Source organism: Micromonospora sp. NPDC049359 (genome assembly GCF_044466585.1).
In the GTDB taxonomy this organism is placed as follows: Bacteria; Actinomycetota; Actinomycetes; order Mycobacteriales; family Micromonosporaceae; genus Micromonospora.
This window is the reverse complement of sequence record NZ_JBITMW010000004.1, coordinates 63,714-89,212: the sequence shown is the minus strand read 5'-3', so window position 1 is coordinate 89,212 and position 25,499 is coordinate 63,714. Positions and strand designations below refer to the sequence as shown.

Annotated in this window: 21 protein-coding genes; 15 read left to right on the top strand and 6 right to left on the bottom strand. The window is 71.8% G+C overall.

Going from position 1 to position 25,499, the window contains the following annotated elements:
- Positions 1 to 3 precede the first annotated feature (3 nt).
- A complete protein-coding gene (locus tag ACIBTX_RS11560; RefSeq protein ID WP_357172287.1) occupies positions 4 to 2,151 on the bottom strand; it encodes a tetratricopeptide repeat protein in 2,148 nt (715 codons plus the stop codon).
- Between the two features lie 284 nt (positions 2,152 to 2,435).
- Between ACIBTX_RS11560 and ACIBTX_RS11555 the strand changes: the two genes are divergently transcribed.
- Entirely contained in the window at positions 2,436 to 2,927 is a 492-nt protein-coding gene (locus ACIBTX_RS11555; protein WP_357134400.1) for a hypothetical protein, read from the top strand.
- Between the two features lie 69 nt (positions 2,928 to 2,996).
- Here ACIBTX_RS11555 and ACIBTX_RS11550 read toward each other — a convergent pair whose 3' ends face one another.
- Entirely contained in the window at positions 2,997 to 5,417 is a 2,421-nt protein-coding gene (locus ACIBTX_RS11550; RefSeq protein ID WP_357134398.1) for a M28 family peptidase, read from the bottom strand.
- Between the two features lie 296 nt (positions 5,418 to 5,713).
- Here ACIBTX_RS11550 and ACIBTX_RS11545 point away from each other — a divergent pair, with 296 nt between their 5' ends.
- The 7 genes from ACIBTX_RS11545 to ACIBTX_RS11515 all read left to right on the top strand — a co-directional run bounded on the left by ACIBTX_RS11545 (position 5,714) and on the right by ACIBTX_RS11515 (position 14,413).
- On the top strand, positions 5,714 to 6,913 hold the full coding sequence (locus ACIBTX_RS11545; RefSeq protein WP_357134396.1) for a fused response regulator/phosphatase: 1,200 nt from the start codon (positions 5,714 to 5,716) through the stop codon (positions 6,911 to 6,913).
- Positions 6,914 to 6,918: 5 nt separating this feature from the next.
- On the top strand, positions 6,919 to 8,643 hold the full coding sequence (locus tag ACIBTX_RS11540; protein WP_357134466.1) for an ATP-binding protein: 1,725 nt from the start codon (positions 6,919 to 6,921) through the stop codon (positions 8,641 to 8,643).
- Positions 8,640 to 9,092 carry a response regulator gene (locus ACIBTX_RS11535; RefSeq protein WP_088950306.1) on the top strand — a complete coding sequence of 151 codons (453 nt, stop codon included), beginning with the start codon at positions 8,640 to 8,642 and terminating at the stop codon, positions 9,090 to 9,092. Before ACIBTX_RS11540 ends, ACIBTX_RS11535 begins: the two co-directional genes overlap by 4 nt.
- Positions 9,085 to 9,894, top strand: a complete 810-nt coding sequence (locus tag ACIBTX_RS11530; protein WP_357134394.1) for an inositol monophosphatase family protein — start codon at positions 9,085 to 9,087, stop codon at positions 9,892 to 9,894. The genes ACIBTX_RS11535 and ACIBTX_RS11530 overlap by 8 nt, the downstream gene beginning before the upstream one ends.
- A gap of 245 nt (positions 9,895 to 10,139) precedes the next feature.
- Positions 10,140 to 11,111, top strand: coding sequence for a coiled-coil domain-containing protein (locus tag ACIBTX_RS11525; RefSeq protein WP_396800288.1), 972 nt, complete (start codon positions 10,140 to 10,142; stop codon positions 11,109 to 11,111).
- Between the two features lie 36 nt (positions 11,112 to 11,147).
- A complete protein-coding gene (locus tag ACIBTX_RS11520) occupies positions 11,148 to 12,701 on the top strand; it encodes a fused MFS/spermidine synthase (protein WP_357134392.1) in 1,554 nt (517 codons plus the stop codon).
- A gap of 71 nt (positions 12,702 to 12,772) precedes the next feature.
- Positions 12,773 to 14,413 (top strand): serine/threonine-protein kinase, encoded by a 1,641-nt coding sequence (locus ACIBTX_RS11515; RefSeq protein ID WP_357134390.1) that lies wholly within the window; start codon positions 12,773 to 12,775, stop codon positions 14,411 to 14,413.
- Positions 14,414 to 14,452: 39 nt separating this feature from the next.
- Here ACIBTX_RS11515 and ACIBTX_RS11510 read toward each other — a convergent pair whose 3' ends face one another.
- Both ACIBTX_RS11510 and ACIBTX_RS11505 read right to left on the bottom strand, forming a co-directional pair.
- Positions 14,453 to 15,121: a potassium channel family protein gene (locus ACIBTX_RS11510; RefSeq protein WP_396832419.1), complete on the bottom strand. Its 669-nt coding sequence runs from the start codon at positions 15,119 to 15,121 to the stop codon at positions 14,453 to 14,455.
- Between the two features lie 16 nt (positions 15,122 to 15,137).
- The gene (locus ACIBTX_RS11505) at positions 15,138 to 16,472 is read right to left on the bottom strand and encodes a potassium transporter TrkG (RefSeq protein WP_357134389.1); all 1,335 of its coding nucleotides are present in this window, start codon (positions 16,470 to 16,472) and stop codon (positions 15,138 to 15,140) included.
- Between the two features lie 141 nt (positions 16,473 to 16,613).
- Between ACIBTX_RS11505 and ACIBTX_RS11500 the strand changes: the two genes are divergently transcribed.
- Positions 16,614 to 17,726 carry a glycerophosphodiester phosphodiesterase gene (locus ACIBTX_RS11500; RefSeq protein ID WP_357134387.1) on the top strand — a complete coding sequence of 371 codons (1,113 nt, stop codon included), beginning with the start codon at positions 16,614 to 16,616 and terminating at the stop codon, positions 17,724 to 17,726.
- Between the two features lie 615 nt (positions 17,727 to 18,341).
- Here ACIBTX_RS11500 and ACIBTX_RS11495 read toward each other — a convergent pair.
- On the bottom strand, positions 18,342 to 18,653 hold the full coding sequence (locus tag ACIBTX_RS11495) for a GntR family transcriptional regulator (protein WP_396832418.1): 312 nt from the start codon (positions 18,651 to 18,653) through the stop codon (positions 18,342 to 18,344).
- A 287-nt stretch (positions 18,654 to 18,940) separates the two neighbouring features.
- Between ACIBTX_RS11495 and ACIBTX_RS11490 the strand changes: the two genes are divergently transcribed.
- The 6 genes from ACIBTX_RS11490 (at position 18,941) to ACIBTX_RS11465 (ending at position 24,469) form a co-directional block, all read left to right on the top strand.
- Entirely contained in the window at positions 18,941 to 20,140 is a 1,200-nt protein-coding gene (locus ACIBTX_RS11490; protein WP_357134384.1) for a substrate-binding domain-containing protein, read from the top strand.
- Positions 20,141 to 20,143: 3 nt separating this feature from the next.
- Positions 20,144 to 20,887, top strand: coding sequence for an ABC transporter ATP-binding protein (locus ACIBTX_RS11485; RefSeq protein WP_357134383.1), 744 nt, complete (start codon positions 20,144 to 20,146; stop codon positions 20,885 to 20,887).
- Positions 20,887 to 21,609, top strand: a complete 723-nt coding sequence (locus ACIBTX_RS11480) for an ABC transporter ATP-binding protein (RefSeq protein ID WP_357134381.1) — start codon at positions 20,887 to 20,889, stop codon at positions 21,607 to 21,609. The genes ACIBTX_RS11485 and ACIBTX_RS11480 overlap by 1 nt, the downstream gene beginning before the upstream one ends.
- On the top strand, positions 21,606 to 22,496 hold the full coding sequence (locus tag ACIBTX_RS11475; RefSeq protein WP_357134380.1) for a branched-chain amino acid ABC transporter permease: 891 nt from the start codon (positions 21,606 to 21,608) through the stop codon (positions 22,494 to 22,496). Before ACIBTX_RS11480 ends, ACIBTX_RS11475 begins: the two co-directional genes overlap by 4 nt.
- Positions 22,493 to 23,596, top strand: a complete 1,104-nt coding sequence (locus ACIBTX_RS11470; RefSeq protein ID WP_396832417.1) for a branched-chain amino acid ABC transporter permease — start codon at positions 22,493 to 22,495, stop codon at positions 23,594 to 23,596. The genes ACIBTX_RS11475 and ACIBTX_RS11470 overlap by 4 nt, the downstream gene beginning before the upstream one ends.
- Before the next feature lie 126 nt (positions 23,597 to 23,722).
- Positions 23,723 to 24,469: an SDR family NAD(P)-dependent oxidoreductase gene (locus tag ACIBTX_RS11465; RefSeq protein ID WP_396832416.1), complete on the top strand. Its 747-nt coding sequence runs from the start codon at positions 23,723 to 23,725 to the stop codon at positions 24,467 to 24,469.
- A 179-nt stretch (positions 24,470 to 24,648) separates the two neighbouring features.
- Here the strand turns inward: ACIBTX_RS11465 and ACIBTX_RS11460 are convergent, their stop codons facing one another.
- Positions 24,649 to 25,467, bottom strand: a complete 819-nt coding sequence (locus ACIBTX_RS11460; protein WP_396832415.1) for a hypothetical protein — start codon at positions 25,465 to 25,467, stop codon at positions 24,649 to 24,651.
- Positions 25,468 to 25,499: the final 32 nt, after the last annotated feature.

Genomic DNA, 25,499 nt, shown 5'->3' with positions numbered 1-25,499 from the left:
TCCTCACCCGCCGTTGCGCAGGCGGCGCAGCGCATGTTCCACCTGGAGGGTGTCCAGGTGGAAGTCCCCGAGCAGCCGCCGTCGGTCGGCCAACAGGCGCTCGTACACGTCGATCGCCTCGTCGACCCTCCCGTCGAGCAGGAGCACCACGGCGAGGGTGGCCCGGATGGCGAGCACCTCGCTGCGGTCGGCGTGTCGGGGATCCACGGTGGCCAGGGTCGCCCGCAGCTCGGCCTCCGCCTCGGCGAGGCGGCCCTGCTCCTGCAGGCATCGGGCCAGCGTGTGCCGGGCCTGCCACGTTTCCGGCTGGTTCGACGGCCACCGCCGGTACCGAACCTCCAGGACCGCGTGCAGCATCTCCTCCGCCTCGGGGGCGCGGTGCTGGGCGAGGACGGCCAGCGCGAGGCTGTGCCGCACGACCATGGTCTCCCAGTGCTCGGGGCCGCGTACCTGTTGCTCCGCGGCGACGATCTGTCGTAGTTCCGACTCGGCCTCCGGCCACTGACGCTGCGCCATGATCGCCTTGGCGAGTTTGTGCCGGCTGGCGAGGGTGTCGGGGTCGCCGCTGCCCAGCACCCGGGTGCGGTCGGCGATCACGTCGCGCAGCACCCGGTCGGCCATCTCCGGCTGGTTACGCTCCAGCCAGGTGCGGCCCAGCTCGTGGCGCAGCGCCAGCACCTCGGGCCGGTCCAGCTCATGGTCGTACGAGGCGCAGCCGCGCACGATCGGGTCGAGGATGTCGAAGGCCGAACCGGGCAGGCCGACGGCGATGAGGTAGCGGGCGGTGAGCCGGGTCAGTTCCAGCGCCCGGCGTACCGTCTCGGGGTCGTGCTTGTGTTTCGGCGCCAGATATTCACGCACAGCCTCGACCAGGTGCGGCACGAGTACGTCCCAGTTCGACCAGACGGTCGGATCGTCCGGATTCTGGCCCTCGGTGGCGGCGAGCAGCAGCTTCATCACCACGCCGTGGTACTCGGCGATCTGCTCGCGGACCTCGTCGCGGTCGCGGAACATCGCGTGCACCAGCGGGTGCAACGACAGCACGTGCGCGAACGCCGGGTCGGTGACGTCCTCCTGGACGTCGAAGTCGACCAGGGCGAGGTCGCCGATGCCCTCCAGCACCTTCACCCGCTGCCGGGCGGTCAGCCCTTCGAACAGGGGCGATCCGGCCAGGATGGCCGGCTTGAGGACCACCTCGTAGGGCACCGGGGAGATGCTCAGGCAGGCCAGCACGTTGAGCAGCGGCCGGCTCTGCTCGAGCCCGCGGCGGGCCAGCAGGTCCAGGGAGATGTCGTCGACCTCGCGGACGATCTCCAGGCCGAGTGATTCGTCGAGGTCGACGTCGGGGGCGTCGAGCGGCGCGCGGAAACGGCGTTCCACCGCCCGGCGGTAGTCGGCGAAGGCGGTGATGGTGGAGGAGCCGCGCCAGACCGGGCTGGCGTTGACCGACCGCAGGTAGTTGCCGGCGGCCCGCAGGGCCAGTGGCAACCCGCCCAGGTCGCGCGCCAGTTCACGGGCGTCGTCGAGGCCGCCGGCCTGCGCGCCGGCGCGGTCGATGAGCACCTGCGCTCCGGCATCGGCGTCGAGTGGACGCACCTGGTGCAGGGTCGACCAGGTGCCCCAGGTGGCCCGGTTGCCGTCCCGGGTGGTCACCAGGACCATGCCGTCCTCGGCTTCCGGCCTGCGCAGCCAACCGGTGCCGTCGGCGAGCACGCCGTCGGTGGGGCCGAGCGTGGCGGGCTCGTCCGCGCTGTCGAAGATCAGCAGCCACGGCTGTCGGGCGTGGTTGAGGTAGCGCCAGACCAGGTCGGTGGCGCTGATCATGCCGGACCAGGCCTGGTCGACCTGGCTCTCGGACGCGCCGAGCTGGCTGACCACCTCGCGCATCCCGGAGTTCAGCCGGCCGGCCTGCACCCACCAGACGGTACGGCCGTCCGCGCGGGCCCGACGCGCTATCTCCAGGGCCACGTGACTCTTGCCGGAGCCGCCCATGCCGCACAGGATGTGCACCGACGGCTCTTCCCCGTCGGTGTCCGCCGGATGCATGATCTCGTCGATCAGGTCGTCGCGGCCGTGCAGTGGGCTGTCCAGGCGCCCGAGTGGCGGGTCGACGGAGACGCGGCTCGGTCGGTCGTAGGCCGGCCGGCGCACGCCCGCATCCTCGGGTGGAACGTCCGCAGTCAATGCGGTCCCCCTTCGGTGGCGAAATTGCGGCGCGGCGGGTGGCAGAAGAGATCATGTCCACTGGATGGACATTCGGAGGGGTCGTCACCCGCCCTACGTCAACCGCAAGGGTATCCACCGCCGTACTGGGTTGCACACTCTCCGTTTAGGTCACCCGACCGACCGGAATCGACACCGCCATTTACAATTCGTCGGCCATTCGAACCGATCCGCCGTCCTCGGCGTTCGCGCGGGGCATCCACGATGGACGCATGAACTGGTTGCCGTACGACGATGTGGCCGACTGGGGTTCGGTGCCGGACTGGTTCGGCGCGCTCGGCTCGATCGCGAGTGTGCTCTTCGTGTACCTCGGTCTGCGCCGGGAGATCCGCGCCCGTCGCGTCGACGAGATGCGGGTCCGGGCCACCCAGGCCCGGCTGGTCTCCACGGTCACCGAGATCCGGGGCAACGCGGTGCTGCGGGTGACCGTGACCAACGAGAGTGACGCGCCGGTGCTCGATGTGACGGTACTGCCGCGACTGGTGCCGTCCGAGGATCCGGACGGCCCGCCCGTCGACCTCGCCGGCGCGAAACAGGTCGGACGCATTCACGGCCGGAAAAGCGCGGAACTGTTCGTCACGGTCGCTGCCGCGCGTCGGCTGCACGCGGCGACCGACAGCGTTCTGGTGGAGCTGACCTTCACCGATCACGACGGAAACCGGTGGCGGCGTATCGGCTCCGGTCAACCCGAACCGGTGAACTGACGGAAACACGATTCACAAACCGGTGGTTCGGCGACACGCATCGGCCGCCGAACCACCGGTTTGTCTTTCTCAGATCGGATATGTGCGGGCGACGGCCAGCATCTCGGAGCTGTGCGACCCCACGACACCGACGGCCGGCGGCCGGGGCCGGAAGCCGGGCAGCGCGTCCAGCCCGTCGCTGGCGTCCATCGCCCGCAGCGCCACCTGCGCGGCGATCGGTCGCAGCGTCAGCGTGACCTCGACGCCCTCCGGTGGCGGGGCGTGGAAGACCAGACCGAACCCCCACCTGCCCGCGCGCGGCTCCACCGGCGCCGCGCGCCCGGCGACCTCGGCGCGCAGCACGGTGGCGGTCGTCGTGTCGACGTGCAGGGTGGCGAGGCGGACCGCCCGCTGCGGAGTGAGGCGCAGCCGCAGCGTGCGTTCACCGCCGGCACTGGTGTCGGCCAGCACGTCGAGCTTCGGCGCCGGCAGGCTGGCCGCCTGGGCCGGGCCGACCCGCAGCTCACCGTCGCCGAGGCCGGGGAAGTCGTCCGCCACGCTGGCCACCCCGTCGACGTAGCCGTCCGTCCACGGCTGCGGGTCGGTCTCGTGGCTCAGCCAGCGGGCCTGCCCGGTGCCGGCGTCCATGGCGTACATCAGGTGGGTGGGCGCGGGATGGGCGGCGTCGAAGCGGTCCACGACCAGCCCGACCCCGGCGAGCACCACCGCCGCCACGGCGGCGGCGCCGGCCGGCAGCGCGGCGCGTCGCCGGGCCCGCAGCGCCAGTAGGCCGCGCTGCCCGCCGGCCTGCGGATGCAGCAGGTCGACCACCGGTAGCGCGGTCAGGCCGAGCAGCACCGCGACAAGCGCGGCCACCCCGCCCATCGCCATCCCCAGCGCGGGGAAGAGCAGTACCACCGTCGGCAGGAGGATCACGACGCCGACCGCGGCGGCGGCCGTCACCGCCACCACCGGCCACGGCCCGGTCTGCCGGGTACGCAGCGCGACCAGGCCGCCGAGGGCGCCGGCCAGGGCCGGCAGGGTGGTCAGGTACGCCCCGCCGGGTACCGCCACGGCGAGCAGCACCCCGAGCAGGGCCAGCCAGGCCAGACCGCCCACGGCCAGCGCGGCCGGGCCGATCCGGCGGCGGGTCAGCGCGTACCAGGTGAAGACGATCGCGGTGGCGAGCGCCAGCACGGCCATCCGGTACCAGATCGGGCGGTACGGGTCGAGCAGCTCCGCGTAGCCCGGCCGGATCGTGGTGATCGCCAACCAGAGCAGTTGGGCGGCGACCGGCGCGGCCACGATCGGTACGAGGGCGAGGCCGAAACCGGCGACCAGTCGGCCGGTGCTGGCCCGTCCGCTGCGGCGGGTCAACCAACCCAGCGCCGCTACCGCGAGCACCGCGAGCAGGGCCAGCGGCAGGACGAGCCAGCCCGGGTAGCGGGCCAACCCGCCCGGCAGTGGGAAGTAGGTGGCGTCGTGCCCGGAGCGCAGGTCGGTCAGGTCGACCGCACCGAACTCCCGGGCCAGGCCCAGCGCGTTGTCCCCGTGCTGCTGGAGGCTGCCCCGGTCCATGGCGGCCGGCGTGTCCAGCGGCGTGTGGTAGATCGCGCCGCCGTCGATGTAGGCCGAGTTCAACCCGACGAACTTCTGGTCGAGGAAGGCGGTGAAGTCGGTGTCGTTGGGCAGCGCCCGATAGATCTCCACCGCGAACGAGGTGCCCACCGGGTGGGGTGCGGCCCGACCGAAGACGTCCACCAGCTTCGCGTTGTTCTTCGAGGTCTCGAACATGATCACCGGACCGGTGGAACCGCGCGCCTCGAGGTTGAGCACCACGCCGCCGTCGGCGGCGAGCGGGTTGCTCGCGGCGAACGCCGCCGCGCCGCAGAGGCACGCCTCCTCGGCGTCCGTCAGCACGAAGACGACGTCGTTGCGGGGCCGTGGGCCGGTGGACAGCGCGCGGGCCACCTCGAGGATGGCCGAGGTGCCGGCCGCGTCGTCGTTGCCGCCCGGTCCGGTCTGCACCGAGTCGTAGTGGGCGACCAGGAACACCCGACCCGTCGGATCCGTCCCGGGCAGCCGGGCCACCACGTTGCGGACCCGGGCGAAGGTCGCGCCGCCGGCCGCCCCACTGAGCTGGCCGGCCTCCGGCGCGACGGTGTCCTGCACCTGCGTCTCCAGGCCCAGGCCGCGCAGCTTCTGCTCGACGTGCGCGCGAACCTGCTCGTTGGCGGGGCTCCCGGCGACGTGCGACCGGGCCGCGATCACCTGGACGTCCGCGTACGCCCGGGCGGCGCTGAACTCGCCCGTCGGCGCGTCCGCCGGCCGTGGCGCCGGGGTCCGCAGGTCGAGCAGGCTGCCGGCGCCGACGGCCGCCAGCGCGACCAGCGCCGCCGCGGCGGCCGCAAGGCGCCGTCGCGGTCGGGTCAGCGCGCGGTCGGCAGGGGGTACGCGCGGAGGTGCCTTGAGCGGTACGTCCGCCGTGACGGGGGTGGGGGGTGCGCCCATCCGAACTCCTCGAAGGTGGTGGGGCCTGGGGGTGGCACCATCCTGCCGGTCGGCGGGTGGGAGGGGGATGGCCGGGCGTACCCGGATCGTCGCGTCCGCTCGGTCCCCGATTCCCCCCGACGGCAGTGATCCTGCCCATCCCCGCCCCGTGCCGCGGCCATCGTGTTGTGTGCGACCGTTGTCTAATACAGGATCAGCAGGGCACTCGGAAGGAGCCCGACATCACCAGCGAACTCCCGCGTCTCGCGGCGGTGACCCGGCCCCACCGGGGAGGCGGCCTGGCCGGCTCCCCTGTCGTGCCGTACCCGCACGGCGGGCTGGCGCGGCACGGCAACCTGCCGCCCGGCGAGCGGCTGCGGGTGCTGCTGGTGGAGGACGACGAGGGCGACGCCTTCCTGGTCGGTGAGCTGCTCGCCGAGACGAACTCGATGATCGACCTGCTGGTCGCCACCAGCCTCCGGGAGGCACGGCAGCGGATCGGCGACGTGGACTGCGTCCTGCTCGACCTGGGCCTGCCGGACGCCCAGGGGCTGGACGGGCTGCGTCAGGTGCTGGAGATGTCCAGCGGCGCGGCGGTCTGCGTCCTGACCGGCCGTTCGGACGAGCACCTGGGCGTCGTGGCGGTCGCCGAGGGCGCACAGGACTACCTGGTCAAGGGCCAGGTGGACGGGGTGCTGCTGACCCGGGCGCTGCGCTACGCGGTCGAGCGTAAGCGCGCCGACGAGAACGCCCGCCGGCTGCGCGAGGTCGAGCTGCGCCAGGCCGAGTCGGCCCGCCTCGAACGCGGCCTGCTGCCGCAGCCGCTGATGACGACCGACCAGGTGGCGGTACACACCTTCTACCGGCCGGGCCGGCACGCCGCGCTGATCGGCGGGGACTTCTTCGACGTGGTGCAGACCCGTCCGGACCGGCTCGACCTGATCGTCGGGGACGTCTGCGGGCACGGGGTGGACGAGGCCGCGCTCGGTGTGGAACTGCGGGTGGCCTGGCGGGCCCTCGTGCTCGCCGGGGTGCCGGACGACGAGGTGCTGCCCGCCCTGGAACAGGTGCTGATGAGTGAGCGCCGCCTTCAGGAGATCTTCGCGACGGTGGCCACCACCCGACTCGACCTGGACGCCAACCGGGCCACCGTCCGACTCGCCGGGCACCCGCCGCCGCTGCTGCTCTCCGGCGGCCGGGTCGTCCCGGTGCCCGCCCCCGGCGGCCTGCTGCTGGGCGTACGACCCCGCCGGCCGATCGCCTTCGACCTGGAGTTCGACACCGATGACTGGTCCCTGCTGATGTACACGGACGGCCTGATCGAGGGACGGGTGGGCACGGGCAACGAACGGCTCGACGTGCCGGGCCTGAGTGGGCTGCTCGACGAGCCCGCCAACCGGGAGGTGTCGCTGCCCGAGCTGCCCGCCTGGCTGGTGGGCCGGGCCGAGCAGATCAACGGTGGTCCGCTCGCCGACGACGTGGCGATGCTGCTGGTCAGCCGCGGTGGTGGCCGGTGACGCCGATGGTCGGCGGCTGGAGTCTGCGCCGCCGGGTCATCACGCTGCTCACCGTTGTGGGTGTGCTGCTGATCGGTCTGGCCGTCGCGGAGGCGGCCATGGCCGCCCGCAACCGCACCCAGATCGACGCGATCCTGAACCAGACCGGGCCGCTGCGGGTGCAGTCGCAGGAACTGCTCAACGCGGTGCTCGACCAGGAGACGGCGGTGCGCGGGTACGCGGTCAGCGGTGACCCGGCCGACCTGGGTCCGTACGACGCGGGCCTCGAACAGGAGAAGGTCACCGTCGCCGGGATGCGGGCCCTGCTGCACGACTACCCGCAGATCGGTCAGGAGCTGCGGACCGTTGAGGAGCGTTCGGCGCAGTGGCGGGAGACCGTCGCCGAGCCGGTGATCACCACGACGGAGCGCGAGGGCACCCGGGCCGGTCAGGCGCTCGTCACCGAGCAGGCCCGGCAGCGGTTCGACCAGGTCAGGTCGGCCGTCGACGACCTGCAGAAGGAGATCCTGGACGCTCGGGAGCAGTCCGCCGCGGACGTCCGCAACAGCAGCAACGTGCTCGTCGTACTGCTGATCATTGCGGCCCTGGTGGTCGTCGTGGCCGGCGCGGTGCTGCTGCTCTCGCTGGACCGGATGGTGGTCCGGCCCCTGACCGGCCTCGCCGACCAGGTTCGCGAGGTCGCCGCGGGCGACTACCAGCACCGCGTCGCCACCGTCGGCCCACCGGAGTTCATCCAGCTCGGCGACGACGTGGACGCGATGCGCCAGAAGATCGCCTCCGACCTGGCCGAGGTGCGGGAGGCCCGCGAACGCATCGAGTGGGTCAACAGCCAGCTCCAGAAGCAGGCCGAGGAGCTGACCCGGTCCAACCGTGACCTGGAGCAGTTCGCGTACGTGGCGTCCCACGACCTGCAGGAGCCGCTGCGCAAGGTGGCCAGCTTCTGCCAGTTGCTCCAGCGCCGCTACGCCGGGCAGCTCGACGAGCGGGCCGACCAGTACATCGCCTTCGCGGTGGACGGCGCGCAGCGGATGCAGCGACTGATCAACGACCTGCTCGCGTTCTCCCGGATCGGCCGGCTCACCACCGGCTTCGTGGACGTCGACCTGAACAAGGTGATGGGCGACGTGGCCGGCCAGACCGAGGCTGCCCGGCAGTACGCGGACGCGGAGCTGACCTGGACCGGGTTGCCGGTGATCCGTGGCGAGGAGCCGCTGCTCACGAACCTGCTGGCCAACCTGGTCAGCAACTCGATCAAGTTCCGCCGTCCGGACCTGCCGCCGAAGGTGCACATCTCGGCTCGGTTGGTCGACGCCGAGTGGGAGATCAGCTGCCAGGACAACGGCATCGGCATCGAGCCCGAGTTCGCCGACAAGATCTTCGTGATCTTCCAGCGGCTGCACTCGAAGGACGCGTACCCGGGCACCGGCATCGGGTTGGCGATCGTCAAGAAGATCGTGGAATATCACGGCGGGCGGGTGTGGGTGGACACCGACGTGCCGGAGGGCACCGCCATCCGGTTCACGCTCCCGGCGCGTCCGGAGGACGTGGAGGCGGCTGCCGCCGGCGAACCGGTCGAGGAACCGCAGGACGGCTCGGCGGGCGACGTGACGCCCGCGGACGGGGCTTCTCCCGCGCTGTCGGAGCACTCCGCCGGGGCGGACCAGCCGGACCGGGCCGACGGGCCGCCGGAAGGCGGTAGAACGGGTGACATGAGGGAGACGGTGGGATGACCGCGCCGGCGGACGGCAAGAGCCCGATCGAGGTCCTGCTGGTCGAGGACGACCCGGGTGACGTGTTGATGACCCAGGAGGCGTTCGAGGAGCACAAGCTGCGCAACCGGCTGACCGTCGTCTCCGACGGTGCCGAGGCGCTGGCCTACCTGCGGCGCGAGGGTCAGTACGCGGACGCCGTGGCGCCCGACCTGATCCTGCTCGACCTCAACCTGCCGCGCCGGGACGGGCGGGAGGTGCTGGAAGAGATCAAAAAGGACGAGGAACTGCGCCGGATCCCGGTGGTCGTCCTCACCACCTCCCAGGCCGACGAGGACATCCTGCGCAGCTACCAGCTGCACGCCAACGCCTACGTGACCAAGCCGGTCGACTTCGAGCGCTTCATCTCGGTGGTCCGGCAGATCGACGAGTTCTTCGTCAGCGTGGTCAAGTTGCCGCCGCGTGGCTGACACCCTGCTCGACGACGTCGGCGACCTCCTCTCGGAGGCCGCCGACCAGGTCGTGCTGCCGCTGTTCCGCAAGCTCGACGACGACGACGTGTCGGAGAAGGCGCCCGGCGAGGTGGTCACCGTCGCCGACCGTCGCGCCGAGGAGCTGATCTCCGCCGGGCTGCGTCGGCTTCGGCCGGGCTCGGTGGTGGTGGGTGAGGAGGGCGTCGCCGACGACCCGGAGCTGCTGGGCCACCTGCGCGACACCGGGGACGTGTGGCTGGTCGACCCGGTCGACGGCACGGCCAACTTCGCCGCCGGCCGCCGACCGTTCGCCCTGATGGTCGCCCTGCTGACCGACGGGCGGCCGAAGGCGGGCTGGATCCTCGACCCGATGGCGGGGACGCTTGCCGCCGGCCTTGCCGACGAGGGCACCCTGCTCAACGGCCAGCCGGTCGGCACCGCCGACGTCGTGCCGTCCCTGGGCGACATTCGCGGCGTGGCGATGACGCATTTCCTGCCGCCGGAGGCCCGCGACCGGGTCCGTGCCGGTGGTCGACGGCTCGGCGAGCTGCTGCCCGGCCAGCACTGCGCCGGCCGGGAGTACCTGGACATCCTCACCGGCGAGCAGCAGTTCGCCCTCTTCTGGCGCACCCTGCCCTGGGACCATGCCCCGGGCAGCCTGCTGGTGCGCGCGGCCGGTGGCGTGGCGCGCCGGTTCGACGGCGTGGACTACCACCCGGCCGACGAGGGTCGCGGGTTGCTCGTCGCGGCCAACGAACAGGTCTGGGCCCAGGTCCACGAGGCGTTGCTCAGCTCCTGAACCGGAGCCCTCGCGTGCGGCGCGCTACGACGCCGGCACGCTGCGTCGACACCGGGGCCGGTGGGCGGTCGCGGGACTGGTCACCGGCGCGCGTTCCGGTATCGTGACCGGCGGTCTCCGCCAGCAGGCCGCCGCCCGGCGCCGGCGGGGACGCCGCCGCGCAGAGTTCACCGGGGGCCGGCGGTCGACGGAAGGACGCTTTCGTGCCCACCACCAGGCTCAGTCAGCCGCGCGTTCGCCGCGTACTGCTCCCTCTGCTCGCCGCCCTGGCACTGGTGCTCGCTCCAGGTGTGCCCGCATCGGCGGAGCCGGACGAGGGCGGCACCAAGAAGTTGCGGGACGCGCTGGAACTGACCGCCAAGGGCCACATCGAGGCCAAGGCCAAGCTGGACAACTCCAAGCGGCGGCAGACGGCGTTGAACGGCGAGCTGAAGGCCGTCGAGGTTCGCCTGGTCGGGTTGACCGCCCAGGTCGGCGAGGTGGCCGCGCAGTCGTACCGGGCGGGTCGGCTCACCCCGACGGCGATGCTGCTCAACACGGCGACTCCGCAGGCGTTCCTGCAACGGGCGGCCGACCTGGACCTGATGGCCCAGCGGGACAGCAAGCGGTTGCGTGATCTCACCGAGGCCCGGCAGCAGGCCCAACAGGCCAAGATCGCCATCGACACCGAGGTCCGTGAGCAGCAGAAGCAACTCGCCGTCATGGCCAAGAAGAAGAAGGAGGCCGAGGCGGCGCTGGCCGAGGTCAGCTCGGGCGGCAGCAGCGGGTTCAGCGGCGGCAGCTCGTCCTCGGCAAAGCCGGCGCCACGGAACTCCGACGGCTCGTGGCCGTCGGAGTCCTGCTCGGTGAAGGACCCGACGACCTCGGGATGCATCACCCCGCGCACCCTGCACGCGCTCAAGGAGACCCAGGCGGCCGGCTACAAGCGGCACGTCTCCTGCAAGCGCAGCGGTGGCGGTGGCGAGCATCCGAAGGGTCGGGCCTGCGACTTCTCGGCCGCCACGAACGGCTTCGAGGACAAGAACGCGACCGGCGGCGACAAGGCGTACGGGGACAGCCTGGCCGCCTGGCACGTCCGCAACGCCGAGCGTCTGGGTGTGCTCTACGTGATCTGGTACCGGCAGATCTGGCATCCCGGCACCGGGTGGCGTGCCTACAGTGGCAGCGGCAGTCCCGCCGCATCGCACACGAACCATGTTCATCTCTCGATGTACTGACCCGGAGCGGCAGCTTCGCTGCGTACCATCGCGACGATGAGTTTCCCATCGTCCGACGTAGCGGCTCCCGAAGCTCCGCCCGTGCCGGTCACCGGCGGGGCGCTGCCCAACGGCCTGGCCGCCTTCCTGGTCTTCTTCGCCAGCGGTGCTGTGCTGGTGCTGGAGACGGTCGCGCTGCGCCTGGTCGGCCCGTACGTCGGAGTGACCCTCCAGGTGACCAGTTCGGTCATCGGCATCGCGCTCGCCGCGATCGCCTACGGCGCGTGGTCCGGCGGCTGGTTGGCCGACCGGCGCGACCCGCGCGGCCTGCTGGCACCCGCCCTGGTGCTGGCCGGGATCGCCACCGCGATCACCCTGCCCGTGGTGCGCTACGCCGGCGAGGTGCTCCGTGGCGGGGCGGCCAGCGCCATCCTGCTGCTCGTGGCACTCGCCGTGTTCGTGCCGGCGGCGCTGCTGGCGGCGGTCACCCCGCTGGTGGTGAAGCTCCAGCTCGCCGACCTGCGCCGGACCGGCCAGGTGGTCGGCCGGCTGTCCGGCATCGGCACCCTGGGCGGCATCACCGCCACCCTGCTCACCGGCTTCGTGCTGGTCGCCGCGCTGCCCAGCACGGTCATCCTGCTGGCGCTGGCGATCTCCCTCGGCCTGGTCGGTATCGGTCTCGGCTGGTACCTGCGCCGTCAGACGCGTACCGACCTGCCGGGTCGGGCCCGGGCCCGCGCAGCGCTGGCCGTCCTCGGCCTGCTCGGGGCGGGACTGAGCACCATCGCGCCGAACCCGTGCGACATCGAGACGGCGTACCACTGCGCCCGTGTCACCACCGACCCGAACCGGCCCAGCGGCCGGATGCTGCTGCTCAACTCCGCCCAGCACTCGTACGTCGATCTGGCCGACCCGAGGCACCTGGAGTACGCGTACACGAAGTGGATCGGCGCGGTCGCCGACGTGGCCGCGCCGGCCGGGCAGCGGTTGGACGCCCTGCACCTGGGCGGCGGCGGCTTCACCGTGCCGACGTACCTGACCGCCACCCGGCCGGGCACCGACAACGTGGTGTTCGAGATCGACGGTGGCCTGGTCGAGCTGGGCGAACGGGAACTCGGCGTACGCCCGGGCCCAGGGCTGCGGACGGTCGTGGGCGACGCCCGGATGCTGGTCGCCGACGAGCCGGCGGACAGCCGCGACCTCGTCGTCGGCGACGCGTTCGGCCACCTGGTGGTGCCCTGGCACCTGGCGACCCGGGAGATGGCCGCCGAGATCCGGCGGGTGACCCGCCCCGGCGGGGTGTACGTGCAGAACGTCATCGACTACCCGCCGCTGCGGTTCATCCGCGCCGAGCTGGCGACGGTCGCCGCCGAGTTCACGAACATCGCGCTGATCGCCCCGCCGGAGGCGCTCGCCGAACAGCGGGGCAGCAACTTCCTCATCGTCGCCTCCGACGCGCCGCTGCCGCTGGCCGCCGTCCGCGCCCGCCTCGACGTGGTCGACGCGAGCGTCAGCCTGCTCTCCGGCGCGGACCTCACGGATTTCGTCGGCACGGCGATGGTGCTGACCGACGACTACGCGCCGGTGGACCAACTGCTGGCGACCGCCTGATCGGGTGATATTCCTGACCGATTCCGATCCTTCAGGTGTAGAGCGGTCCGTGGTGGGCAACAACGGCCACCATGGGCGGTGGGGACCGTAACGGCGCGCAACTCCTCGACGAGCGGTATCGGCTCGTCGAGCAGCTCGGCGCGGGTGGCATGTCGGTGGTCTGGCGCGGTTACGACGAGGTGCTGGGTCGCCAGGTCGCGGTGAAGGTGTTGGCGTCACGGCTGGCCACCGACCGGGCCTTCCGGCACCGCATCCGCGTCGAGGCGCAGGCCGCCGCGCGGCTCTGCCATCCCAACATCACCAACGTGTACGACTACGGCGAGTCCCACCAGGTCGGCCTGACCGTGCCGTACGTCGTGATGGAACTGGTCGACGGCGGTTCGCTGGCGACCCGGCTCGGCCGCGAACTGCGGCTGCCGTGGCGTGAGGCGGTGACGATCGGCGCGGAGGTCAGCTCCGCGCTGGCCACCGCGCACAGCCGTGGGGTCGTGCACCGCGACGTCACCCCGGGCAACGTCATGCTCACCCCGACCGGGGTGAAGGTGGTCGACTTCGGGATCTCCGCGCTGGTGGGCGAGAGCGAGAAGGGGCCGGACGGCGCGTTGCTGGGCACGCCCGCGTACCTCGCGCCGGAGCGGCTGGACAACGGCCAGGTGTCCCCGGCCACCGACGTGTACGCCGTGGGGCTGCTGCTCTACCGGATGCTCACCGGTCGGTTGCCGTGGGAGGCGACCACGACCACCCAGATGCTGCGGGCACACATGTACAACGACCCGGAGCCGATGCCGCCGGTGCCCGGGCTGCCCGACGAGGTGACCGACCTGGTCCGGCGCTGCCTCGCCAAGCGTCCCGCCGACCGGCCGGCCACCGCCGAGCTGGCCCGGACCCTCGCCGAGGCGGCCGGAATGCTGGCGGCGGTACCGGTCTCACCGGCGGGCGGTCCGCTGGACCCCGCCGCGCTGGCCAACGCGGGCACCACGATCCTGCCCTGGTCGGCGGAGACGGACGCTCTTCCGCTGTCGCGGACCCGGCGAGGCCGCATCCGGCAGGCGAACCGGCGTCGGCGGGTGGAGGCCGGGGTAGCAGCCGTCGGGTTGATCGCGGTCACCGGGGCGATGTGGGGGCTCACCTCCCGCAGCCCGGCCAGCGGCCAGGACCGGCCCACCACCGAGGCGCGGATGGGTCTGCCGGAGAAGGCGCCCTGCGAGGTGGCGTACGCGCTGCGCACCGACTCCGGCAAGGACTTCACCGCGGAACTGACCCTGACCAACACCGGCGACCGGGCGCTGAGCGACTGGACGATGAGCTTCACGTTCCCCGGCCAGCAGAAGGTGACCAAGGCCGAGCCCGCCCCGGCGCAGCAGCAGGGCGGCGCGGTGCAGATTCGCCCCGCGGCGCAGGGCAAGACGCTGGCGCCCGGCGCGGCCGAGAAGCTGACCCTGGCCGGTACGTACACCGGGGCGAACCCGCTGCCGGTGGAGTTCCGGCTCGGCGACGCGACCTGCGGGGTACGCGTCTCCGGGGTGGCCGGGTCGGTCCCGTCCACCGCCCCGGCCGTCAAGGTCGCCCCGACCAAGGCCGCACCGAAGAAGACGACGAAGACCACCACCAAGGTCGCTCCGAAGGCACCCGCGCCACCGAAGGCACCCGAGCAGCCGAAGGCGCCGAAGGCGAACAAGGGCAAGGGGCCGGGTGGTCCGGGAAAAGGGTGACAGCGCCTGAGGGGCACGCGCGCCACCCGAAGTGAGGTGTCAGCGCCGCCCCGCGAACCGCTGCACCTGGTCTATCCCGCCCTCCACGACAAGTACTCCGCCGTCCACGAGCGCCGTGTCGTCCGAGGCGTACCGGAAACGCTCGCCCGGCACCTTCGCGCCGATCACCCGGACCCCGTCGCGCTCGTGCGGACGCAGGTCGTGCAGTGTCCGACCGACCAGGGACGGCGGAACCCGGACGGTGGCGATCGCGAAGTCGTCGTCGAACTCGATGAAATCGAGCAGCCGACTGACGATCAGGTGCGCCACCCGGTCACCGGTCTCCGCCTCCGGGAAGATCACATGGTGCGCGCCGACGGACGACAGGATCTTGGCGTGCTTCTGCGACGTGGCGCGGGCCCAGATCTGCGGCAGACCCAGCTCGACAAGCGCCAGCACGGTGAGCACGCTCGCCTCCACCGACGCCCCGATGGCCACCACGGCCCGACCGAAACTCGCGACGCCGAGCTGCCGCAACGCCCCCTCCTCCGTCGCGTCCGCCTGCACCACCCGGTCGAGCTGGGCCGAGAAGCGCTGCACCTGGTCCGGATTGCGGTCGACGGCCAACACCTCGCGTTCCATCCGGGCGAGGGACCCGGCCAGGTGACAGCCGAACCGGCCCAGCCCGATCACGACGACGCCACCGCCGTCCGCTCGTCTCGTCGACACCTCGACCTCCTCGTCGCTAGCCGACAATCGGCTGTTCCTGGGGATAGCGGTAGAGCCGGCGTCGGGTGTTCAAGGCGATCGCCGACCCGAGGGTGAGCGGCCCGACCCGACCGATGAACATCAACACCGTCAGCACCACCTGACCACTGCTCGGCAGTTCGCCGGCCAGGCCGATGGTCAGCCCGGTGGTGCTGAACGCGGACGTGACCTCGAACAGCACCGCGACGAACCGCACGCCCTCGGTGAGCAGCAGCAGGAGCATCGTCCCGGCGGTGACCAGCGCGACGCTCAGCAGAGCGACGGTGACGGCCTGCCGTTGGCTGGCGGTGGCCACCCGGCGGTGCCCGACCGTCACATCGGGCTCCCCGCGCAGCTCCGCCCAGATGGTGAACGCCAGCAGGAAGAACGTGGACACCTTGATGCCGCCGGCCGTGCTGGCGCTCCCGCCACCGATGAACATCAGGACGATGAGCAGCGGGTAGCTCTCCTCCTGCAGGTCGGCGATGTGCAGGACACTGAACCCGCCCGTCCGGCTCAACGCGATCTGCGTGAACGACGCGAGCGTCTTCCCGGCGGCGTCGTACGGGCCGATGGTGCTGGCGTTGGTCCACTCGGCGGCGAGCAGACCGACGAAGCCGAGCAGCAGCAGCGCCACGCTGCCCCAGATCGTCAGCTTGGTCGCGACCGCCCAGCCCGCCGGCCTGCGCCACTCGCGCACCGCCTCGAACAGGGCGGGGAACCCGAGACCGCCGACGATGGCGCCGAACGCCAACGGCAGCGACACCCACGGATCACGGTCGAAGGCCAGCAGGCCGTCCGAGTAGAGCGCGAACCCACCGTTGTTGAACGCCTGGACGGAGTGGAACACCCCCGACCAGAGGGCCCGGCCGGGCGGGTAGTCGTACGCCCACCAGAGGCGGCCGGCGACCAGCGCCGTCATCACCGCCTCGCAGGCGAAGACGGTCGCCGCGATCCGGCTCAGCAGCCGGGTCACGTCTCCAACGCCGAACTCCGCCGTCTCGGCCTGCACCAGCAGCCGGTTGCGCAGGCCGAGCTGACGGGAGACCACCAGGATGACAAGCGCCGCGACGGTGAGGATGCCGAGACCGCCGAGCTGCGTGAGCAGGGTGATCACCAACAGGCCGCCGCCGGACCAGTAGTTCGGGGTGTCGGTGACCACCATGCCGGTGACGGACACCGCCGAGGTGGCGGTGAACAGCGCGGTGACCAGGGGCGGTCGCTGGTGCTGGACGGTCGACCAGCGCGTCATCAGCAGCCCGGTGCCGAGCAGGATCGGCACCAGGAACCCCAACGGCACGAGCCGCACGGGGTTGCGGAGTAACCGACGCACCAGACAATCTTCCTTTTCCGTACGACCGCCGGAGTCGGAACGCCCATTCCGGAGATTCACCTGCCGGCCAGACATCGACCAACTCCCGGCCAATCGCACCGGGTCTGCTGTCTGCGACACCCTCGATGACAGGAGACGGCGTTGCGACGTACCCTCTCGACCCTCGGTGTGGCCGGCGCGCTGCTCGCCGCCGCCGTGGCCGTGCCCACCATGGCCGCGGCCGGCCCCTCGTCCGACGCGGACCGCGCCCGGCCCACCGACCGGCCGATCGTCATCGGTCACCGTGGGGCCAGCGGTTACCGGCCGGAGCACACCCTTGAGGCGTACCGGCTGGCGATCCGGATGGGGGCCGACTACATCGAGCCGGACCTGGTGTCCACCTCCGACGGCGTGCTGGTCGCCCGGCACGAGAACGAAATCTCCGGCACCACCGACGTCGCGGCCCACCCGGAGTTCGCGGCCCGCAAGGCGACGAAAACCATCGACGGCGTCGCCGTGACCGGCTGGTTCACCGAGGACTTCACCCTCGCCGAGCTGAAGACGCTGCGAGCCAAGGAACGGCTGCCGCAGGTACGCGTGGCGAACACCGCCTTCGACGGCCGATTCGAGGTGCCAACCCTCCAGGAGGTCATCGACCTCGCCCGGACCGAGGGGCGGGCACGGGGCCGCACCATCGGCATCTACCCGGAGACCAAGCACCCGAGCTACTTCACGTCCATCGGCAAGCCGCTGGAGGAGCCGCTGCTGGCGGTGCTGCGGCAGAACAAGCTGGACCGGAAGAACTCGCCGGTCTTCATCCAGTCGTTCGAGACGGCCAACCTGCGCCGGCTGAGCCGGCTGACCGAGGTGAAGCTGATCCAGCTCCTCGACGCGACCGGCCGCCCGTACGACTTCACCGCCGCCGGTGACACCCGCACCTACCAGGACCTCGCCACGGCCGCCGGCCTGAAGTGGATCGCCGGGTACGCCGACGGCATCGGCGCGAACAAGAACCTGATCGTGCCCCGCGACGCCGCCGGCAACCTGCTCGCCCCGACGAACGTGGTCCGTGACGCGCACCGCGAGCGGCTGCTCGTGCACTCGTGGACGTTCCGCGCGGAGAACCAGTTCCTCCCCGTCGACTTCCGCATCGGCACCGACCCGAACGCGCGCGGCGACATCACGGCCGAGTACGAACTGTTCTTCGGCCTCGGTCTGGACGGCGTCTTCAGCGACCACCCGGACACGGCGGTCGCCGCCCGCGCCGGCCGCTGACCCCGCCGACACCGCCCCGGGCCGCTGATCCACCGCTGGTCCTCGGCCCGCCCGCTGGCCCGCCGCTGGTCCTCGGCCCGCCCGCTGGCCCGCCGCTGGTCCTCGGCCCGCCCGCTGGCCCGCCGCTGGTCCTCGGCCCGGAGCTGGCCCACCGCTGGTCCTCGGCCCACCCGCTGGCCCGCCGCTGGTCCTCGGCCCGGAGCTGGCCCACCGCTGGTCCTCGGCCCGGAGCTGACCCGCTCCGAGTCGACCACCGGGCCGATCACGCCCGGCCCACACGCTGGCCCGTCGTCCGTCACCCCGGACGCCGGGCCAGCGGCGTCTCGGGCGCTGGCGCAAGATCGTGCTCGATCCAGGAAATAGTGGCATCGCCTCGCCCCCGAGGCCACTACTTCAACGATCGAGCACGATCTTGATGGGGTGAGGCGGCATGGGGGCAGCAACTTCCCTGTTGTTGCTGCTTCCGCCGGCCCTGAAGCAGCAACAACAGGGAAGTTGCGCGGATCTTCGCCGCTCGACCTCGCCAGCCGCAGCGCCGGCCTCGGCGACGGCGGCCGGGGCGGGAGGGGCGACGCCGGGGGAGTGCGGAGGGTGGGCGGGGCGGAGGGTGGAGCGTCAGCGGTCGGGGTGCTCGGCGACGTAGGTGCCGCGCCCAGGCTGGCCGGTGATCAGCTCGCGGTCGTGCAGCAGGGAGAGCGCCCGCGACGCCGTGTTCATGTGCACGGCGTAGCTCTCGGCGAGTTCCCGAGTGGAGGGCAGCTTCTCGCCCGGCTTCAACTCGCCGCTCTTGATCTTCGCGGCGATCCCGCTGACCTGCCGGCGGCGTTGCGGTTCGCGCGGGCGATCACGCGCGCGCTGGGTTTCCTCGCCGACGTGGACCGGGCGGAGACGACGGTGTCGGAGGAGGATGCTCAGTGCGTACGACATCGGGTGTTCCGTGACCACCTGCTCGGCGGCCGGCGGCGGTGCCCGCGCCCGGCGGACCACGCCGGGCCGTGCGGCTGACGGCGGATGGCTCGGGGCGACACACCTGTCGATCCGTCCGTGGCGCTGCGGGCCATCGGGGGATCCGGGTCGGGGGTGGTAGTGCGGCCGGTTGTAACCCCGGGCCACCCCCCTGGCGTTACTTGTGTGTTTCCGCCACATAGCCCGTGGGTGACGTCACTTCTAGCGTGAGCCGACAACCAAGCATCCTGTCCTCACCTGGAGTCGCGATGACGGTCCGGCACACGCGGCGGGCGTTCCTCTCCGCCGCCACGATGATGGCCGCGGCGCTGGCCGCCACGGCCTGCGGTAGCCCGCAGGACACCGCCACCGGCGGCGGCGACAGTGCCGCCCCGGTCAAGGTCGGCCTGGTGTACTCCCAATCGGGAGCCCTGGCCAGCTACGGCAAGCAGTACATCGAGGGTTTCAAGGCGGGGCTCGACTTCGCCACCAAGGGCACCGGCAAGGTCGGTGACCGGAAGATCGAGTTGACCGAGGTCGACGACGCCGGTGACCCGGCCAAGGCGGTCTCCGCCGCGAAGGACCTGATCGGCAAGGGCACGAAGATCATTGCCGGCTCGACCGCGTCCGGGGTGGCGTTGCAGGTCGCGCCGATCGCGGCGCAGAACAAGGTTCTCTTCATCTCCGGCCCGGCCGCGACCGACGCGGTGACCGGGGCGAACAAGTACACGTTCCGGTCCGGTCGGCAGTCCTACCAGGACGTGGTGACGGCCAAGTCCTTCATCGGCGACCCGACCGGCAAGAAGGTCGTGGTCTTCGCCCAGGACGGCGCGTTCGGCGACGCCAACGAGGCGGCCGTCAAGACCGTCATCGGCGGCGCGGGCGCCACCGTGAGCAGTGTGCGGGCACCGGCCAGCGCCACCGAGTTCACGCCGTTCGCCAGCCAGATCAAGGCCGCCAAGCCGGACCTGCTCTTCGTCGCCTGGGCCGGCACGACCGCCCCGGCCATGTGGCAGACCCTCGACCAGCAGGGCGTGCTGTCGTCCACCACGGTCGTCACCGGCCTGGACATCCGCGCCTCCTGGCCCACCTTCGGGGCGGCCGGCGCGAAGATCTCCTTCCTGTCGCACTACTTCGACGGCGCGTCCGACACCGAGGCCAGCAAGGCGCTCAAGGCCAAGGTGAACACCATCGACCTGTTCCACCCGGACGGCTTCGCCGCCGCCCAGATGGTGGTGCGGGCCGTGCAGGAGGGTGGCGACGACGTCGAAAAGATGGTCAAGGCTCTCGAGGACTGGAGCTTCGACGGGGTCAAGGGCAAGATGACCATCCGCGCCGCCGACCACGCGCTGCTGCAGCCGATGTTCCAGGCCAAGCTCACCGGCAGCGGCACCGACTTCACGGCCACCGCGCAGAAGAGCCTCACCGGCGACGAGACCGCGCCACCGGCCGTGGCCATGAAGGGCTGAGAAATGCTCGCCACCCGCGGTCTGACCTGGCGGATCGGTGAGGTCGCCATCGTCGACAGCGTCTACCTCGACCTGGCGCCGGGAGAGTTCCTGGGCGTGATCGGGCCGAACGGCGCCGGCAAGACCTCACTGTTCAACCTGATCACCGGCCTGCGCCGGGCCACGGAGGGCCGGATCACCCTGGACGGGCAGGACATCGGAGGGCTCCCGCCGCACCGGCGGGCCCGCCTCGGTCTGGGCCGTACCTTCCAGGCGTCCTCGGTCTTCGGCTCGCTCAGCGTGCGGGAGAACGTCCGGCTCGCCGTGCAGGCGCACCGCGGGGGCTCGATGGCGTTGTGGCGGCGGGCGGCGGCCGACCGGGAGGTCGCCGCCGCCGCCGACGCGGCGCTCGACCGGGTCGGCCTCGCCCACCGGGGTACGGCGCTCGCCGGCACCCTGGCCCACGGCGAGAAGCGCAAGTTGGAGATCGCCCTGCTGCTCGCCGGTGAGCCACGGGTGATGCTGCTCGACGAGCCGATGGCCGGGGTCAGCGCCGAGGACGTGCCCGAGCTGGTGACGGTCATCAAGTCGTTGACCGGCGACAGCGGCCGGTCGGTGCTGATGGTCGAGCACCACATGGACGTCATCCTGGAGCTGGCCGACCGGATCGCCGTCATGCACCACGGCGCTCTGCTGGCCTGCGACACCCCGGAGACGGTGATGGCCAACCCCACCGTGCAAGAGGCCTACCTGGGGGAGTCGCTCTAGTGGAACCGATCCTCACTGTGGAGGACCTGTCGGTCCGGATCTCCGGGCTGCACATCCTTCAGGGCGTGTCCTTCACGGTCGCCCCGACCGGCGTGACCGTCCTGCTTGGCCGCAACGGCGTCGGCAAGACCACCACGCTGCGCGCGATCGTCGGCCTCACCCCACCCGCCGGGGAGGTGCGCGGCACCATCCGGATGGGCGCGCAGAGCCTGCTGGCCCGGCCCACCCACCGGCTGGTCCGCGGTGGGCTCGGCTACGTACCGGAGGACCGGTGCGTGTTCGCCGGCCTCACCGTCGCCGAGAACCTGCGGCTCGCCGAACGGCGCGGCACCACCCCGGCGTACGACAAGGTCTTCGCTCTCTTCCCGGAGCTGGACCGGCGCGGACGCCAACGGGCGGGCTCGCTCTCCGGCGGGCAGCAGCAGATGCTCGCGATCGGGCGGGTGCTGCTCAACGACAACCGGCTGCTGCTGGTCGACGAGCCGACCAAGGGGTTGGCGCCGAAGGTGGTGACCGAGGTGGCCGAGGTGTTGGAGCGGGTCGCGGAGTCGGTGCCGGTGCTGCTGGTCGAGCAGAACCTGGCCGTCGTACGCCGACTGGCCCGCGACGCCGTGGTGCTCTCCGCCGGCCGGGTCGCCTGGACGGGCGACGCCCAGGACCTGCTGCTGGAGACCGCGCTGACCAAGTCGCTGCTGGGTGTGGGTGCGGAGGTCAAGGCATGAGCACGGTAATCCTCCTGGCGCTGACCGGGCTGGGCCTGGCGGCGCTGTACTTCCTGGTCGCGTCGGGCCTGTCGCTGGTCTTCGGCCTCGCTGACGTGCTCAACTTCGCGCACGGGCTGTTCCTCGGCGTCGGCGCGTACGGCACCTGGTGGGCGGCGGGCAACCTGCCGGGCGCGGGCCCGGACGGGTTCGGCTTCGTGCTCGCGGTCGCCTTCGGGGTGGCCGCCGGCACGCTCGTCGCGGTCCTGGTCGAGCTGGTGCTGATCCGGCCGCTCTACTCCCGCACCATCGAGCAGGTGCTGGTCACCGTCGGACTGTCGCTGGCCGGGGTGGCGCTGCTCCAGGCCACCTGGGGTGCCGACGCCCGGCCGTTCCCGCGCCCCGACTGGACCCGACAGGTGACCGGGATCCTCGGCGCGCAGGTGCCGAACGGCGGCCTGCTGCTGATCATCGCGGCGGTGCTGGTGCTCGGCGCGATCCTGGCGTTCCTGCGCTGGACCCGGTACGGCCTGGTGATCCGGGCCGGGGTGGAGAACCGGGAGATGGTGACCGCGCTCGGCATCGACGTCCGCAAGGCGTTCACGCTGGTCTTCGCGATCGGTGGGGCGGCTGCCGCGCTCGCCGGAGCATTGGGTGGGGTCTACTTCGGCACCGTCTCACCCGGGCAGGGCGGCTCGTTGCTGATCTTCGCGTTCATCGTGGTGGTGATCGGCGGGATGGGCTCGGTGGTCGGCTCCGCGTACGCGGCGGTCGTGGTCGGGCTGGTACAGCAGTTCGTCAACTACTACGGCACGTCCGGGCTGGGCGACATCTGCGTGGTCGGGCTGCTGGCCGTGGTGCTGCTGCTGCGCCCGCAGGGCATCGCCGGAAAGGTGGCAACGGCATGACGCTCCTCGAGGCAACACCGGCACCGGCGCCCACCTCGCCGCGACCGGGCCGCGCGCACCGGGTCCGCCCGTTCCTGCCGCTGGTCGCGCTGGCGGTGATGGCGATCCTGCCGTACTCGACGATCTCGCTGCCGGGGATCTTCGAGGGACCGGTCAACTCACCGGGCACCTTGCAGATCCTCGCCATCTGCCTGATCTTCGGCGGGCTGGCGGCCGGCTACGACCTGCTCTTCGGCCGGACCGGGATGCTCTCGTTCGGGCACGCGCTCTACTTCGCGGCCGGCGTGTACGGCACCGACATCCTCGTCACCCGCGCCGGTCTGCCGCTGTGGCAGGCGGCGCTGCTGACCATCACCGGTGGCACGATCCTCGCGGCGCTGCTCGGCGCGGTGGCCCTGCGGACCGTGGGCATCGCGTTCGCCATGGTCACGTTGGCGTTCGCCCAGGTCGGGGCGATCCTGGTGGCCCGGGACTTCGGCGGGCTCACCGGTGGCGAGGAGGGTCTACCGCTGGACGTGTCCGGGCTGCCGGCCGGACTGGTCGGGGTGACCAACACGGTCAACCTGTACTGGCTGGCGCTCGCGTACCTGACCCTCGTGGTCTTCGTGGTGCACCGGGTCAGTGGGTCACCGACCGGTCGGGTGCTCGCCGGGCTGCGCGACGACGAGCGGCGGATCGGCGTGCTCGGGCTGGACCCGTACCGCTACAAGCTGGTGGCGTTCACCCTGGCCGGTGGGCTGGCGTCGGCCGGCGGGGTGGTCTACGTCCTGATCGTCGGCGGCGCGTCGCCGCACATCACGTCCTCCGAGCTGACCCTCTCGCTGCTGGTCATGGTGGTGCTCGGCGGACCGGGCACCCGGTGGGGACCGGTGCTCGGCGGCGTCCTCTACATGTACCTGGACCACCGGCTCACCGCGTTCGGCACGAGCGACGCGGTCGACAACCTGCCGGCCGTCCTCAGTCACCCGTTGAGCCAGCCCCTGTTCGTCCTCGGCACGGTCTTCATCCTGGCGGTGTACTTCTTCCCCGGCGGCCTGACCAGCCTGGCCCCCCGCCTGACCGCCCTGACCAAATCCCTCCGCCCCACTCCCCGTCGCTGACCGCCGGCCGTATCCCGGCGGCTGAACCAGGTCGATCATGGAGTTATCGTCACGACACGTCGTGCCGGATGGCGATAACTTCATGATCGATGGGTTCGGCGATGGGTTGGGATGGGGAGGTAGGGCATGGGATCGCGGCTTGCGGTGGTTAGCGGGGGTGGGACCGGGATCGGGGCGGCCATCGCGGGGTCGCTCGCTCGGGACGGGTACGACGTTCTTGTCGTCGGGCGGCGGGCGGACGTGTTGGCGGCGGCCGCCGAGCGCATCGGCGTCGACTGTGGACGGTCGGGCGCGGTCACCCCGGTGACCGCGGACCTGACCGACCCGGAGCAGCTCGACCGGGTCCTGGCTGCGGTCGACGGTCGGGCGGTCGACGCGGTGGTCAACAACGCGGGCGGCTACCTGGGCGGGGAGACCGACACGCTGGCTGGGACCGCCGCACACTGGCGGGCCAACCTGGACGCCAACGTGCTCACCGCGGTGCTGTTGACCGAGGCGTTGCGGCCGGCGCTGCGTCGACCCGGTGGGCGGGTGATCCTGGTCAGCTCGATCGCCGCGCAGCGGGGTGGCGGTGGCCCCTACTCAGCGGGCAAGGCGGCCCTGCACGGTTGGGCGTACGACCTGGCGGCGCAGCTCGGTCCGGAGCAGATCACGGTCAACGTGGTGAGCCCGGGCTACGTGGCCGAGACCGAGTTCTTCGGCGACCGAATGACCCCCGAGGGGCACGCGAAGCGGGTCGCGGAGACGCTCGTCAAGCGTCCCGGACTGCCGGACGACATCGCCGAGGCGGTCCGCTACCTCGCCAGCCCCGCCGCCGGCTACGTAACCGGCCAGGTCCTCGGCGTCAACGGCGGCTCAGTCCTAGGCCGCTAACCCCACCCCCCCCAACCCCCACCCCACCCCCCACCACCAACCGCGTTGATCAAGAGGTTCGCGTCAGAATCCGGCCGGATCCTGACGCGAACCTCTTGATCAACAGGGTTGGGGGTGGGGGTGGGGGAGGGGGACAGGGTGGGGTGGCGGCCCCCCGTGTGGCCGCCGCCCGTTGTGGATCAGCCGTTCAGTAGGTCGTACGCCATTGCCGGTGCCTTCACGGCGGCGGCGCCGGTCGGCGCGGTGATCTTCGGCGCGCTGCCGTAGTCGGCGTACTTGACGACGTAGTCGTACGCCTTGGTCTTACCGGCGGCCGGCATCTTGAGCGTCAGCGACGCCAGGTGCTTGTCCGCACCGACCACGGCCGTGAACGGCACCTTCTTGCCCGCCTCGCCGAGGGCCGCCGCCTCGCCGTCCTCCAGCGCCTTCGCCGCCTCCCCGGCGCTCACGTCGATGAAACCGACGTACTGGCCGGGGCTCTTCTCCTGCACCTCGGTGGCCGCCTGGATCAGCGGACCCGCGTTGCCCTGGTCCACACCGTCGAACGTCGGGATGCTCGCGGCGTCGGTCAGCTTCGCGCGGTCCAGCTTCATCCACTTGTCGGGGAACTTCGGCAGGCCGGGACGGCCGCTGAACTTCGCCTTCACCCAGTTCTGGTCCTTGATCACCAGGAACGACATCTTCACCACGACGCCGTCGTCCGGCGGCATGACCATGTTGATTTCGAATCCCTCGGACGCCGGGTCGATCCGACCGTCGATCGTGCTCGACGCGTCCTTGCCGCTGAACCGGAACGCCCCCTCGGTGCCGTCCGGGACGGCGGCGAGGAGCGCGTCCTTCGGACTGACGCTCGGGCTGGCGGACGGGCTGCTCGGTGGCGTCGCGGTGGGTTCGGTCTCCGCTCCGCAACCTGCGAGCAGGGTGGTCGCGGCCAGCACGGCGGCGACCGTACCGACCGTCCGTCGGATGGTGCCGGCGGTGCCCGTTGCCTGTGTCATCGCTTGTCTCTTTCTCGCTGCGTGGCTTCTGC

Bases quoted from the DNA above. Each gene is read 5' to 3' on its own strand.
- ACIBTX_RS11555 (WP_357134400.1), top strand. From the start codon at position 2,436: ATGAACTGGTTGCCGTACGACGATGTGGCCGACTGGGGTTCGGTGCCG.
- ACIBTX_RS11550 (WP_357134398.1), bottom strand. From the start codon at position 5,417: ATGGGCGCACCCCCCACCCCCGTCACGGCGGACGTACCGCTCAAGGCA.
- ACIBTX_RS11540 (WP_357134466.1), top strand. From the start codon at position 6,919: ATGGTCGGCGGCTGGAGTCTGCGCCGCCGGGTCATCACGCTGCTCACC.
- ACIBTX_RS11535 (WP_088950306.1), top strand. From the start codon at position 8,640: ATGACCGCGCCGGCGGACGGCAAGAGCCCGATCGAGGTCCTGCTGGTC.
- ACIBTX_RS11520 (WP_357134392.1), top strand. From the start codon at position 11,148: ATGAGTTTCCCATCGTCCGACGTAGCGGCTCCCGAAGCTCCGCCCGTG.
- ACIBTX_RS11515 (WP_357134390.1), top strand. From the start codon at position 12,773: ATGGGCGGTGGGGACCGTAACGGCGCGCAACTCCTCGACGAGCGGTAT.
- ACIBTX_RS11495 (WP_396832418.1), bottom strand. From the start codon at position 18,653: ATGTCGTACGCACTGAGCATCCTCCTCCGACACCGTCGTCTCCGCCCG.
- ACIBTX_RS11490 (WP_357134384.1), top strand. From the start codon at position 18,941: ATGACGGTCCGGCACACGCGGCGGGCGTTCCTCTCCGCCGCCACGATG.
- ACIBTX_RS11485 (WP_357134383.1), top strand. From the start codon at position 20,144: ATGCTCGCCACCCGCGGTCTGACCTGGCGGATCGGTGAGGTCGCCATC.
- ACIBTX_RS11475 (WP_357134380.1), top strand. From the start codon at position 21,606: ATGAGCACGGTAATCCTCCTGGCGCTGACCGGGCTGGGCCTGGCGGCG.
- ACIBTX_RS11470 (WP_396832417.1), top strand. From the start codon at position 22,493: ATGACGCTCCTCGAGGCAACACCGGCACCGGCGCCCACCTCGCCGCGA.
- ACIBTX_RS11465 (WP_396832416.1), top strand. From the start codon at position 23,723: ATGGGATCGCGGCTTGCGGTGGTTAGCGGGGGTGGGACCGGGATCGGG.
- ACIBTX_RS11460 (WP_396832415.1), bottom strand. From the start codon at position 25,467: ATGACACAGGCAACGGGCACCGCCGGCACCATCCGACGGACGGTCGGT.